The organism is Virgibacillus carmonensis, from assembly GCF_057836705.1.
Genome location: NZ_JBYQFJ010000030.1, coordinates 21,336 through 34,153, shown reverse-complemented (window position 1 = coordinate 34,153; position 12,818 = coordinate 21,336). Strand labels below are relative to the sequence as shown.

Genomic DNA, 12,818 nt, shown 5'->3' with positions numbered 1-12,818 from the left:
CGAATGTTGAAATCCGGGAACGAGCGTTGATATAACGAAACGAATGTTGAAATCCGAGAACAAACGTTGATATAATTGGGTAATAGCTGATTTCGGGAACCAGAATTACACTTAATTTAGTTTAGTTGAGAAAATCATATGTGCTTTCTCAACTTTTTTGTGTGTTTCTCTAGCATAATTGGTAAAGATTTGTTTATAATGTATGATATGGTTATCGGCATAAAGAAATTTTAACTAATAATTTTACATATAAAGGGAGTGCATTACGTGAGCTTGAAAAAATATAGCCACGAGGAAATCTCGAGAATGTCCATGATTGAATTAGCAAATTTAATTTTATTGGATAAAAAGAAGGCAGTGGACTTTAGAGATATTTTCAAAAAAATTGCAGAACTAAAAGGATTTACGGAAAAGGAAAAAGAAATTAACATTACACAATTTTATACAGACTTAAATATTGATGGCCGTTTTATGACTACAGGCAAAAACCTATGGGGATTAAAGCGTTGGTACACCGTTGAGCAACGTGACGAAGAAGTTGCTGCAGCTCCGAAGAAAAAGAAAAAGAAAGCCGCTGTTAAGAAAAAAGCAAAAAAGAAAAAAGATGATTATGAAGAAGAAGAAGAAGAAGAAGAGCTGGACATTGTTGATGAGGATATTGAAGAAATGTCAGATGATCTAGACGATGATGATGATTATGACGAAGATGACGACGACGATTATGATGAAGATGACGAAGATGACGATGAAGAGGAAGACGAAAAAGAAGTTAAGAAAAAGGGTAAAAAATAACCAAAAGTAAACTTGACTTTTTTGACCCTTATGCTACAATTTTTATTGGGCTCGTGAAATTTACATTTACAAAGCGTTCCCCCTGAATAGTGGGGGAGCGCTTTTCTTGTTTTATTTGCAATAATATATCTAAAGTTTGAAATGATAAGGTTATAATAGAAAGAGGGATGCAACGTGACTAAATATATTTTCGTAACGGGCGGTGTGGTTTCATCGCTAGGTAAAGGAATTACAGCAGCATCTTTAGGACGATTGTTGAAAAATCGTGGGCTGAAGGTGACGATTCAAAAATTTGATCCATACATTAATGTTGATCCTGGAACAATGAGTCCATATCAGCATGGTGAAGTTTTTGTAACAGAAGATGGAGCAGAAACAGATCTTGATCTTGGTCACTATGAACGTTTTATTGATATTAATTTAAATAAATATAGCAATATTACTACAGGAAAAGTGTATTCTAGCGTTATAAAAAAAGAGCGTCGTGGCGACTATTTAGGTGGCACTGTTCAAGTAATCCCCCATATTACAAATGAAATTAAAGAACAGGTTTATCGTGCTGGTCAAGCTACTAAGGCTGATGTTGTTATAACTGAAATTGGTGGAACTGTTGGTGATATCGAATCCCTGCCATTTTTAGAAGCAATTAGGCAAATTAAGAGTGATATTGGTCGTGACCATGTCATGTACATCCATTGTACGCTAGTACCATATATTAAAGCGGCTGGAGAAATGAAAACAAAGCCTACCCAACATAGTGTAAAAGAATTGCGTTCATTAGGTATTCAGCCTGATGCAATTGTGCTGCGGACAGAACTGCCAATTAGCAAGGATATGAAAGAAAAAATTGCGTTATTCTGTGATATTAACGAGGAAGCAGTTATTGAAATGCGCGACGCTGATATTCTGTATCAAGTTCCAATCGCGTTGCAAGAACAACAGTTGGATCAGTTAGCCTGTGAGCATTTTGGCTTAGAGTGTCAACCAGCAGATATGGATGAATGGAAGGGATTAGTGAACAAGGTTCGTCATTTGTCAAAAACTGCTACAATTGGTCTGGTTGGAAAGTATGTCGAATTACCTGACGCCTATTTATCAGTTGTAGAAGCGCTAAAACACGCAGGCTATCCATATGACACGGATGTGTCTGTTCATTGGATTAATGCAGAAAAATTGGATAAAGAAACGATCAAACACGAATTATCACGTGTTGACGGAATTATTGTCCCAGGTGGTTTTGGTGATCGTGGAATTGAAGGTAAGATTGAAGCGATTCGCTATGCGCGTGAAAACAATATACCATTCTTTGGTATTTGTCTCGGAATGCAACTTGCAACAGTCGAATTTGCACGAAATGTCCTTAGCTTAGAGGGAGCACATTCAGCCGAAATAGATCCAAATACGCCATATCCAATCATTGACTTATTACCAGAACAAAAAAATATATCAGATCTTGGTGGTACACTTAGACTAGGTATTTACCCATGTAAATTACAAGATGGTACAAAAACAAAAGCAGCCTATGATAATGAAGATCTAGTGTACGAGCGCCATCGCCATCGTTTTGAATTTAATAATGATTTCAGACAACAAATGGAAGATAATGGATTTATTTTTTCAGGAACTAGTCCTGATGGTCGTTTGATTGAGACGATTGAAATAACAGACCATCCTTGGTTTATTGCCTGCCAATTTCACCCAGAATTTAAATCGCGTCCAACAAACCCACAAGCATTGTTCAAAGGGTTTATCGGTGCAGTTGTAAGTACGACTGAAAATAGCAAATAATAGACAACCACAAAACCCGCAGATAATATGCGGGTTTTGTCGGGTATATGTTGGTGAAATTTGGGTCTTGCTTCTTATGCGAAAAATCGGTAATAATTGTATACTATAGAGAGAAATTCGGGTAGCAGGGGACCTGATACAAGAGAATGAGGAAAGGTTAAGGATATACAAGATGAGAAAGCATATTTTAGTTGTAGATGATCAACCTGGTATTCGCTTTTTACTAGAAGAGGTACTAACAAATGAAGGGTATCAAGTAACAACAGCTAATACGGGGCAGGAAGCGTTGGATTATAATTATTCGTGTACATTTGATTTGATGATATTGGATTACAAATTACCAATCATAGATGGTGTGCAAATTCTGCATCAATTAAAAAATGAAAAGATAATGATTCCGGCTATTCTAATGAGTGGACTAGCTGAAGAATTAATGCAAGAAGCTGAGTCGTGTTCTTTGATAAAGCATGTATTAGCTAAACCATTTAATATCGTTGATGTATGTAATATAGTGAATGATATAATAGAGTAGAAAAACTTCTTAGCTACACTAGATAATCACTCTTTTGTTGCGACTTGATACTCTAATTGGTATTCTTATACTGTAGCTAAATTAATTAAAAATAGGTGGAACGGACTCATCTAAGAGGAGGATTTTTTCATGGCATTAGTTTCAATGAAAGAAATGCTCGAAAAGGGCAAAGAAAATGGTTATGCTGTTGGACAATTTAATTTAAATAATATGGAATATGCACAAGCCATTCTTCAGGCTGCTGAAGAAGAGAAATCTCCAGTGATTTTAGGAGTTTCTGAGGGTGCAGGAAAATACATGGGTGGCTTTAAAGTCGTTGTTTCATTGGTTAAAGCACTAATGGAGGAATACGGGACAACTGTTCCAGTTGCTATTCATCTTGACCATGGTTCAAGCTTTGAAAAATGTGCACAAGCTATTCAAGCAGGATTTTCATCCGTAATGATTGATGCATCAAGCTTGCCATTAGATGAAAACATAGCCCTTACGCAAAAAGTAGTAGAACTTGCACATCTTCACGGTGTATCTGTAGAAGCAGAACTTGGTCGTGTTGGTGGACAAGAAGATGATTTAATTGTTGAAGATGCAGAAGCGGCTTACGCTATCCCATCTGAATGTGAAAAACTTGTTAAAGAAACAAACGTTGATTGCTTTGCTCCAGCATTAGGATCTGTCCATGGCCCATACAAAGGCGAACCAAACCTTGGATTTGATCGTATGGAAGAAGTAATGAATCTTACAAATATCCCACTTGTATTACACGGTGGAACAGGTATTCCAACAAAAGACATTAAACGCGCGATTTCATTAGGTAGTGCAAAAATTAATGTGAATACGGAAAACCAAATATCTCAAGCGAAAAAAATTCGTGAAGTATTAGCTGAACAACCAGAACAATATGATCCTAGAAAATACATGGGACCTGGTCGTGACGCTATTAAAGAAACAGTTATAGGTAAAATGCGCGAATTTGGTTCATCTAACCAAGCGTAGACGCGAACACCAAGAAGCTGAAGCTAGAAATTAATGCACGAATAATGGACGAAAGTGAGGAACTTACATGAAATTTTTTATTGATACAGCGAATATTGATGATATACGTTCTGCTAATGCATTAGGTATACTAGCTGGTGTAACGACAAATCCAAGCCTAGTAGCAAAGGAAAATATTTCATTCCATGATCGTTTGAAAGAAATCACAGATGAAGTTTCTGGATCAGTAAGTGCTGAGGTAATTGCTGAAGATGCAGAAGGTATGATTGAAGAAGGTAAGGAACTCGCAGCAATCGCACCTAACATTACAGTAAAAGTACCAATGACGCTTGAAGGTCTAAAAGCTGTTAAGGCATTCAGCGATTTAAATATTAAAACAAATGTAACCCTAATATTCAATGCTAATCAGGCGCTTTTAGCAGCCCGCGCAGGTGCTTCCTATGTTTCACCATTCCTCGGCCGTCTTGACGATATCGGACAGGATGGTATGGATCTTATTGCAACGATTGCAGGTATTTTTGACCGTCACGGTATCGATACAGAAATTATTGCAGCTTCGATCAGACATCCTCTACATGTGACTGATGCGGCATTGAATGGTGCACATATTGCAACTATTCCATATAAGATTTTAGGTCAACTAGTAAAACATCCATTAACCGATCAAGGAATTGAAAAGTTTCTAGCAGATTGGAATAAGTAACGCAAACGCCCGAGAATGGGTGCCTGGCACCCTCGCTTCGGCTAAAACTTTCACTTTGTCCATAAAAGTAAAAAATTAGTAAATTTTAGGGAATGAAATTGGAAATATTGTACAACCTAAGATAACAAATCAAACATGAGTGTTCAAAAATATTTGAGCAGCCTCGAAAAGAGGGTATCTAAATGCAAAAAATGTTAGTTGAAGGTGGAAATCTTTTAAATGGAAAAGTTCGAGTTAGTGGTGCGAAAAATAGTGCAGTTGCGTTATTGCCTGCTGCCATATTAGCTGATTCAAACGTAACGATTGAGGGGTTACCAGAAATCTCTGACGTTTACACTCTCGGAGACTTACTTGAAGAAATCGGTGGGAAAGTCGAATGGGATGGTCAAAAGGTGAATATTGATCCTGAACACATGGTTTCCATGCCGTTACCAAATGGCAAGGTAAAGAAACTACGTGCATCCTATTATTTTATGGGTGCTATGCTAGGAAAGTTTAATCAAGCTGTAATTGGCTTGCCAGGTGGCTGTCATTTAGGACCTCGCCCAATTGACCAGCATATTAAAGGTTTTGAAGCACTTGGAGCTGTTGTTACCAACGAACAAGGAGCTATTTATATCCGGGCAAAAGAACTAACTGGTGCACGTATATATCTAGATGTTTCAAGTGTAGGAGCAACAATCAATATTATGCTTGCAGCGGTTAAAGCAAAAGGAAAAACAATTATTGAAAATGCAGCTAAAGAGCCAGAAATTATTGACGTTGCGACATTGTTAACCAATATGGGTGCCAAAATTAAAGGTGTTGGAACGGACGTAATTCGTATCGAAGGTGTTCCGACCCTCCATGGATGTACCCATACGATTATTCCAGACCGGATTGAGGCAGGGACATATGCAATCGCTGCAGCTGCGGCCGGTAGTGAAGTAGTGATTGATAACGTAATACCACAGCATTTAGAATCTGTTTTGGCGAAACTTCGTGAAATGGGCGTATCCGTTGAGGAAAGTGATGAACAACTATTAATAGCACCACGAGCACCCCTGAAAAGTGTTGATATCAAAACCCTGGTGTACCCAGGATTTCCAACGGATTTGCAACAACCGTTCACTACCTTATTAACGAAGGCTGTTAATACAGGTGTAGTTACGGATACTATCTATTCAGCAAGGTTAAAGCATATAGATGAATTGAGAAGAATGAATGCTTTAATCAAAGTGGAGGGTGGATCGGCAATCGTATCTGGACCTGTCCAGCTGGAAGGCGCCCGCGTAAAAGCATCTGATTTGCGCGCTGGAGCTTCCTTAATAATTGCTGGTTTAATGGCAAATGGAATTACCGAGATTACAGGTCTTGAGCATATTGATCGTGGATATGAAAAAATTACCGACAAATTGATTAGCTTAGGTGCAAATGTATGGCGGGAAGAAATGTCAGAACATGAAGTAGAACAATTTCAGAATTCTTAAAGTGACATCCCTGGCCTTTATTTTATAGGTCAGGGGATGTTCTTAATTTATAATTTTACCTAATATTCTAATAAATACATAAAAAGAGGGAGAGAATTCAATCATGGAAAGAAGTTTAACCATGGAAATAGTTCGTGTAACAGAAGCAGCTGCTTTGTCCTCAGCTCGTTGGATGGGAAGAGGAAAAAAGGAAGAGGCTGATGACGCAGCAACATCTGCTATGCGTGATGTTTTTGATACAATCCCGATGCAAGGAACGGTTGTAATTGGAGAAGGTGAAATGGACGAAGCACCAATGCTTTATATTGGTGAAGAGCTTGGAACCGGTGCTGGTCCAAGCGTGGATGTAGCTGTTGATCCATTAGAAGGAACAAATATAGTGGCACAAGGTACATGGAATGCACTAGCGGTTATAGCAATTGCTGACCATAAATCACTTTTGCATGCGCCGGATATGTACATGGACAAGCTTGCAGTAGGTCCAGAATCTGTTGGAAAAGTAAGCATTAACTATCCCACTCTCAAAAATCTACAAATCGTAGCAGAGGCAAAAGGAAAACATATAGAAGATCTAGTTGCAATTGTTTTAGATCGCCCTCGTCACGAGAAATTGATTCAAGAAATTCGTGATGCTGGTGCTAGAATCAAGTTGATTTCTGATGGTGATGTTGCTGCCGCAATGAATACAGCGTTTGATGATACTGGAGTCGATATTTTATTTGGTATCGGTGGCGCGCCAGAAGGTGTATTAGCTGCTGTTGCCTTAAAGTGTTTGGGCGGAGAACTACAAGGGAAATTAATCCCATCAAATGAAGAAGAACGTGACCGTTGTAAAAAAATGGGCATTTCTGATTTTGATAAGGTATTAACCATGGATGATTTCTGTGGTGGCGATGACGCAATATTTGCTGCAACAGGTGTAACAGATGGTGAATTGTTAAAAGGTGTCCAATTTAAAGGCACAAAAGCAACTACACAAACAGTTGTTATGCGAGCAAAAAGTGGTACAGTACGGTTTATCGATGGCGAGCACAGTTTACAAAAGAAACCTAATCTTGTAATGGAACCATAAATATAATAGGGACTGGGAAGCCACGTAAAACTGGCTTCCTTATCTATTAAACCCAACTTTTCAGGAAGCGACAAAAAATAGAGTTGAATCTTACTAGTGAAACAGGTAATATTGTAGATGTTTAATAGTGATACAGAATGGTTATTATAGTTGATACCGTAGTAAAGAAACTCCTACACTAGCTTCCGGCAATTCTTCCTATCTTCATGAACTTACCTTCATACTAGAAAAGGAAATCTCATCGTTTACATGGTAAGTCGGTCAATTTTATTATAGTTTATCAAAACAGATAGTTTCTTAAACAGATTGTAAAAATGAATAGGCGTGGTGATTTTATGGCTGAATTAACAATATCTCACTTAGAGACATTAACATTAAAAGAAATATATGCATTAGCAAAAGAGTACAAAGTCTCTTATTATGCAAAACTAACAAAACGTGAACTTATTTTTTCTATCTTAAAAGCTCAAGCAGAAAAAGATGGCTTTTTATTCATGAACGGGATTTTAGAAATCATTCCATCAGAAGGATTTGGCTTCCTGCGTCCAATTAACTACTCACCAAGTGCAGAGGATATTTACATATCTGCATCACAAATCCGTCGTTTTGATTTGCGAAATGGTGATCGAGTATCAGGAAAGGTTCGCCCACCAAAGGAAAACGAACGGTATTATGGTTTATTGCATGTAGATGCAGTAAACGGTGATGACCCTGAAAGCGCTAAGGAACGTGTCCATTTTCCAGCGCTTACAGCATTATATCCAGATCGTTTAATGAAGTTGGAATTAGAATCAAAAAGTTTATCTACCAGGATTATTGATTTGATGACACCAGTTGGATTTGGTCAACGTGGCTTAATTGTAGCGCCTCCTAAGGCTGGTAAAACGATGCTACTAAAAGAAATTGCAAATAGCATTTCAAAAAATCATCCAAATGCAAAGTTGATTATATTATTAGTTGATGAGCGTCCAGAAGAAGTTACTGATATCGAACGTTCCGTACATCCAAACGTTGATGTGGTAAGTTCAACCTTTGATGAAGTTCCGGAAAGTCATATTAAAGTATCCGAATTAGTACTAGAAAGAGCGATGCGTTTAGTGGAACATAAACGCGACGTTATTGTATTAATGGACAGTATCACAAGACTTGCTAGAGCATATAACCTTGTAATACCGCCAAGTGGTAGAACATTATCTGGTGGTATTGACCCAGCAGCATTTCATCGTCCGAAACGTTTCTTTGGTGCAGCAAGAAATATTGAAGAAGGTGGAAGTTTTACCATCTTAGCAACTGCGCTAGTTGATACAGGATCACGGATGGATGATGTAATTTATGAGGAATTTAAAGGAACAGGAAACATGGAATTACACCTGGATCGCAACCTTGCAGAACGCCGCATTTTCCCTGCAATTGATATTTTGCGATCAGGTACGAGAAAAGAAGAATTACTCGTTCCAAAATCACATCTTGATAAAATTTGGGCAGTCCGCAAAACGATGCAGGATTCACAAGGATTTCTTGATCGTTTCTTAAAACGTCTTAGGGCTTCAAAAAATAATGATGAATTCTTCCAGCAAATGGATGAAGACATGTCCAGACGTGGGACAAAGAAGTAGAAATAAAAAGCGATGGCGCTAGGAGCCGTAGCTAGATTAAAGTGACAGATTGAATTGTAGTAACTTATTGCAATCAAATCATTAGACTGGTATAATTGATTAATGTGAGTTTCGATAAGGTAAAAAACCTATGATGGCTCTTACAATAACTCTGTTTCCAAAGGATTCAGGGCAAAAAGGAGTGTAATGACATGAAAAAGGATATTCATCCGCAGTACAGAAAAGTAGTATTTCTTGATACAAGCTCAGATTTTAAATTTCTAAGCGGGTCAACTCAAAACTCGGAAGAAACAATTGAGTGGGAAGATGGTAACTCATACCCATTAATCCGTGTGGAAGTAAGTTCAGATTCACACCCATTCTACACAGGTAAACAAAAAGCTGATAAAGTCGGCGGCCGTGTAGATCGATTCAAGAAAAAATATAATATGAATTAAAAAGCGGAACGGGCTTGCTCAGCGACGAAAAGCATAGACAAGAAACCGTAGAGCACATGCCTTTCGTGCTCGGAGTGTTTATTGACTATGTCTCGAGTCGCTAGCCCGTGTAGCTGGATTGAATAAAAAGCGTAGGCGCTCGTTTATTGTCGTATGACCTGGACTACTCCGCATGAGATAAAGGAAACACGAAGAGTGAAAGCGATTCGGTGTTGACTTATCGCAAGGAGGAGTGGGAAGGTCAATAGACAATGAGCGCCGAAGCTGGATTGAAATAAAAAGCGTAGGCGACTGCGTTTTAAGAACAGACAAAATGTCTTATTTTGTCTGTTTTTATTTTTAAACAAAAATCTTTGTTCTTTCAACATGGTTGAGATCAAAGAATCGCGCAATAAAACTACATTATCGCGCGGTAACAGCAAAAATCGTGCGCTGGCGCAGTGAAATCGCGCAATAAGCAGTCATTTTAGTTTTGCTACTCGATTTTAATGGTTTATTGCGCGAATAGAGGTAATAACCGCGCGATTCCAATTAAAAGTAACCACTTAGTCTTTCCAGCTGAAAAAAATAAGCTTAAATTTCCAATACATAATTCAACATTTAATGATAAAATAAGGTAAAGAGAAACATCTGTGAAAGGAGACTCAGCTCATGTACGTAATGAAACAAAGTGGTTGGGTAGAAGTGATTTGCGGAAGTATGTTTTCAGGCAAATCAGAGGAATTAATTCGACGGGTCCGCCGCGCTACGTATGGTAACTTATCTGTACGTGTTTTCAAACCTGCGTTGGACAATCGATATGCAGAGGATTCTGTTGTCTCCCACAATGGAACTTCCACCATTGCAAGACCTGTAAGTAACTCACAAGAGATTCTTGAACATATAGATAGTAACGTGGACATCATCGGAATTGATGAGGTTCAATTTTTTGATGAAAGTGTTGTGGATGTAGCGGACGAGCTTGCAAATAAAGGTATTCGCGTAATCATTGCCGGACTTGATACCGACTTTCGCGGAGAACCGTTCGGACCAATGCCAAAGTTGATGGCCCTAAGCGAGTCAATTACTAAGTTAAACGCTATTTGCCCTGTTTGTGGGTCGCCAGCAAGTCGGACGCAACGTTTAATTAATGGTAAGCCAGCATCATATGATGATCCGGTTATATTGGTTGGTGCATCAGAATCATATGAGCCAAGATGTCGTCACCATCACGAGGTTCCATGTAAACCCAGTAATCCTATTCTAAAAACATTATCAAAATTAGCTAAGTAAAGAGTGCCTTGAGCGCTCTTTTTTTTTAGAGTAAAGAAAGTATAGAATTTTGGCGATTAACTGTCTAGCTCCAGCGCCTAGACACTCGAGACATAAGCAATTCGCTTCCGTGCGAGCAATGCACGCACACTGCACCGCTCTGCTTATGCTTGTCGTGTCTTTCAAGGCCCTTGCGCTTTTCTTAACTGTCTAGCTTCAGCGCCTAGACACTCGAGACATAAGCAGTTCGCTTCCGTGTGAGCAAAGCACGCACACTGGACCGCTCTGCTTATGCTTGTCGTGTCTTTCAAGGCGCCCTGAGCTTTTCTTTTGTATTCGGTAATATATTGTTTTCGATTTCCCTACCATAATCCTAATACGGTCAAAAGGTCACGGTCAGGAAAAAATAAGTATATTAGAGGTTTCTGTTGTCCAGTTTTTCTTAGTATAGTTATCCCTCAAATGAAACATCCTAACCATAATTAGAATAGATGTGGAAGGTAGGATGAATGAATGAATGTAGCAGACATCATGACGATTATAGGATTTGTGACAGTTGCAGCTGTCGTGGTTGTGTTAGTAATAATTGGGATATATATATATTCTGTTGACCGAACACAGAAGCAACACCCAGTTCTACGTAATTATCCCGTTGTAGGTAGAGCACGCTATTTTTTCGAAAAAATTGGTCCTGAGCTTCGCCAATATTTTTTTAATAATGACAATGAGGGCAAGCCTTTTTCTAGAAGGGACTTCCAGCACATTGTGAAAAAGGCAAAATATAAGCGTGACGTAGTTGGCTTTGGTTCACAACGAGATTTTGAAAGTGCGGGTTATTATGTACGGAATTCCATGTTTCCAAAACTTACAGAAGAGTTGAAAATGGATATGGAAACTAAAATAACAACAGGTCGCTATCTATTAATTAAGGATCCCTTATTTACAGAAAGGGAAGAGCGTCTAGAAAAACATGAGTCAAGTGCTTATTTATTAAAGGAAGAAGATGCAATTGTTATCGGGCCAAACACAAAATATCCGTTCAAGTTGCTTGGTCAAATTGGTATGTCTGCCATGAGCTATGGTTCACTCGGAGATCGGGCAATAACCGCACTTTCGGAAGGGTTAGGAATCGCAAAAGGTACATGGATGAATACTGGTGAAGGTGGATTATCGGATTATCACCTTAAGGGTGGTGTCGATATCATCATGCAGATCGGACCAGGTTTATTTGGCGTTAGGGATCCTGAAGGAAATTTTGATTGGGATGAACTGTTAAATAAAAGCCAAATCCCTCAAGTAAAAGCATTTGAGGTCAAATTGGCACAAGGTGCAAAGACACGAGGTGGGCACATTGATGCTGAAAAGGTTACCGAAGAAATTGCAAGAATTCGTAAAGTGGAAGCCTTCAAATCAATTGATAGTCCAAATAGATTTACCGAATTCGGTGACATCCCATCACTATTCGGATTTATTGAACGTATCCGCGAAGTTACCGGCAAACCAGTCGGACTGAAAATAGTTATCGGCAGTAAGCATGAAGCGGACGAACTAGCTAAGCATATAAGAGATTTAGATCAAAGCCCGGATTTTATCACTGTTGACGGTGGTGAAGGAGGGACAGGAGCTTCCTATCAAGAACTCACAGATAGTGTTGGATTACCGATTAAATCCGCACTTCCATTGGTTCAAGCTGCATTGAAAAAATATGGTGTTCGTGACCGTGTAAAAATTATCGCTTCAGGAAAGTTATTCTCTCCTGACAGAATAGCAATTGCGCTTGGAATGGGTGCAGATCTTGCTAATGTTGCACGTGGTTTTATGATAACAGTTGGTTGTATTCAAACATTGAAGTGCCAGTCAAATGTATGTCCAGTAGGTGTTGCAACAACAGATCCGCATTTACAAAAAGCCCTTGTCGTCGATGAAAAGAAGTGGCGTACTGCAAACTATGTAATCACCATGCGAAAAGGTTTATTCCGTATTGCAGCTGCAGCAGGGCTGGATTCGCCAGTGCATTTTTCATCTGAACATGTCGTGTATAAAGATGAAAAAGGAACAGTTTCGCAGTTGGAGGATGAGGCATAGAGCCGGGTGCACTTTGGGGCAGTAGTAGGAACATAGCTGTAGAACATAATTAAAGATACAAAAGTCGTCTAACAAAGTCA

At 38.8% G+C, this 12,818-nt stretch carries 11 protein-coding genes; all 11 read left to right on the top strand.

Features of this window, described 5'->3' with window-relative positions:
• Positions 1–267 precede the first annotated feature (267 nt).
• The 11 genes from rpoE (at position 268) to AC3G7N_RS17155 (ending at position 12,738) form a co-directional block, all read left to right on the top strand.
• Positions 268–792: a DNA-directed RNA polymerase subunit delta gene (gene rpoE, locus AC3G7N_RS17205; protein ID WP_489423403.1), complete on the top strand. Its 525-nt coding sequence runs from the start codon at positions 268–270 to the stop codon at positions 790–792.
• A 174-nt stretch (positions 793–966) separates the two neighbouring features.
• On the top strand, positions 967–2,580 hold the full coding sequence (gene pyrG, locus AC3G7N_RS17200; RefSeq protein WP_489423402.1) for a CTP synthase: 1,614 nt from the start codon (positions 967–969) through the stop codon (positions 2,578–2,580).
• A 172-nt stretch (positions 2,581–2,752) separates the two neighbouring features.
• The gene (locus AC3G7N_RS17195; RefSeq protein WP_489423401.1) at positions 2,753–3,112 is read left to right on the top strand and encodes a response regulator; all 360 of its coding nucleotides are present in this window, start codon (positions 2,753–2,755) and stop codon (positions 3,110–3,112) included.
• A gap of 129 nt (positions 3,113–3,241) precedes the next feature.
• The gene (fba, locus tag AC3G7N_RS17190) at positions 3,242–4,105 is read left to right on the top strand and encodes a class II fructose-1,6-bisphosphate aldolase (protein WP_489423400.1); all 864 of its coding nucleotides are present in this window, start codon (positions 3,242–3,244) and stop codon (positions 4,103–4,105) included.
• A gap of 67 nt (positions 4,106–4,172) precedes the next feature.
• Entirely contained in the window at positions 4,173–4,808 is a 636-nt protein-coding gene (gene fsa / locus AC3G7N_RS17185) for a fructose-6-phosphate aldolase (protein ID WP_489423399.1), read from the top strand.
• Between the two features lie 182 nt (positions 4,809–4,990).
• Positions 4,991–6,277 (top strand): UDP-N-acetylglucosamine 1-carboxyvinyltransferase, encoded by a 1,287-nt coding sequence (gene murA, locus AC3G7N_RS17180; protein WP_489423398.1) that lies wholly within the window; start codon positions 4,991–4,993, stop codon positions 6,275–6,277.
• A 103-nt stretch (positions 6,278–6,380) separates the two neighbouring features.
• A complete protein-coding gene (gene glpX, locus AC3G7N_RS17175; protein ID WP_489423397.1) occupies positions 6,381–7,349 on the top strand; it encodes a class II fructose-bisphosphatase in 969 nt (322 codons plus the stop codon).
• Positions 7,350–7,684: 335 nt separating this feature from the next.
• Positions 7,685–8,965: a transcription termination factor Rho gene (gene rho / locus AC3G7N_RS17170; protein ID WP_489423396.1), complete on the top strand. Its 1,281-nt coding sequence runs from the start codon at positions 7,685–7,687 to the stop codon at positions 8,963–8,965.
• 191 nt (positions 8,966–9,156) lie between these two features.
• Entirely contained in the window at positions 9,157–9,402 is a 246-nt protein-coding gene (locus AC3G7N_RS17165; RefSeq protein WP_489423395.1) for a type B 50S ribosomal protein L31, read from the top strand.
• Between the two features lie 651 nt (positions 9,403–10,053).
• Entirely contained in the window at positions 10,054–10,674 is a 621-nt protein-coding gene (locus tag AC3G7N_RS17160) for a thymidine kinase (RefSeq protein ID WP_489423394.1), read from the top strand.
• 492 nt (positions 10,675–11,166) lie between these two features.
• On the top strand, positions 11,167–12,738 hold the full coding sequence (locus AC3G7N_RS17155) for an FMN-binding glutamate synthase family protein (RefSeq protein WP_489423393.1): 1,572 nt from the start codon (positions 11,167–11,169) through the stop codon (positions 12,736–12,738).
• Positions 12,739–12,818 lie beyond the last annotated feature (80 nt).

What these genes read in the sequence shown, in the direction of transcription:
- rho (WP_489423396.1), top strand. Translation starts at nt 7,685, where the DNA reads ATGGCTGAATTAACAATATCTCACTTAGAGACATTAACATTAAAAGAA.
- AC3G7N_RS17195 (WP_489423401.1), top strand. Translation starts at nt 2,753, where the DNA reads ATGAGAAAGCATATTTTAGTTGTAGATGATCAACCTGGTATTCGCTTT.
- fba (WP_489423400.1), top strand. Translation starts at nt 3,242, where the DNA reads ATGGCATTAGTTTCAATGAAAGAAATGCTCGAAAAGGGCAAAGAAAAT.
- AC3G7N_RS17155 (WP_489423393.1), top strand. Translation starts at nt 11,167, where the DNA reads ATGAATGTAGCAGACATCATGACGATTATAGGATTTGTGACAGTTGCA.
- AC3G7N_RS17165 (WP_489423395.1), top strand. Translation starts at nt 9,157, where the DNA reads ATGAAAAAGGATATTCATCCGCAGTACAGAAAAGTAGTATTTCTTGAT.
- murA (WP_489423398.1), top strand. Translation starts at nt 4,991, where the DNA reads ATGCAAAAAATGTTAGTTGAAGGTGGAAATCTTTTAAATGGAAAAGTT.
- fsa (WP_489423399.1), top strand. Translation starts at nt 4,173, where the DNA reads ATGAAATTTTTTATTGATACAGCGAATATTGATGATATACGTTCTGCT.
- AC3G7N_RS17160 (WP_489423394.1), top strand. Translation starts at nt 10,054, where the DNA reads ATGTACGTAATGAAACAAAGTGGTTGGGTAGAAGTGATTTGCGGAAGT.
- glpX (WP_489423397.1), top strand. Translation starts at nt 6,381, where the DNA reads ATGGAAAGAAGTTTAACCATGGAAATAGTTCGTGTAACAGAAGCAGCT.